Origin of the sequence: Psychrobacter sp. (genome assembly GCF_036731945.1) — a bacterium.
Taxonomy (GTDB): domain Bacteria; phylum Pseudomonadota; class Gammaproteobacteria; order Pseudomonadales; family Moraxellaceae; genus Psychrobacter.
In genome coordinates this window covers 14,806-15,362 of record NZ_DAINDI010000036.1, presented here as the reverse complement: position 1 = coordinate 15,362, position 557 = coordinate 14,806, and the positions used below count along the sequence as shown (strand labels likewise).

Annotated in this window: 1 protein-coding gene; it reads right to left on the bottom strand. The window is 44.5% G+C overall.

Annotated elements, in window-relative coordinates; translation table 11 throughout:
• Window positions 1-557: AzlC family ABC transporter permease (locus V7D75_RS08750; RefSeq protein WP_333614251.1), on the bottom strand; the 557-nt coding region annotated here is incomplete at both ends.

Here is a 557-nt window from a genome sequence, read left to right as displayed (position 1 = left end):
CCTCCTTGCACACTGCGCTGCAACCAAAAACCACGCGCTAAAATCAGCAGCATACAAATCGTGATCGCGACGAGTAACAACCAATTACTGGTAAATAATGAAGCAATCATCAAAGCAATCACCGCAATGCCAATCGGGAAATAGCGTTTGATACTTTGAAACTGCTCATAAGCTAAAATCGCAAACAGACACACCAAAGCAAAATCTAAATGCGGTACCAAGTCACTGAGTGCACTGCCAATCATCACACCAATCGCACCAGCTAATACCCACCAACTTTGGTTAAACAAACTGATCGGCAGTATGAGTGATTGGCGCGACTCGTTTGGCAAACTGGTCATTACCGAAAACGTTTCATCGGTGAGGGCAAATAAACAGTAGGTTTTCGCTATTTTATTTTTTGGCAAATATTGCAATAATGGCATGCCATAAAAGACGTGACGCAAGTTAATGGCGGCAATGTTGGTAGCGATATTGCCAATCGGTAGACCAGCACTCAGCATCGGTAGACACGCGTATTGCGCCGCGCCTGCATATAACACCACGCTTAGCATAAT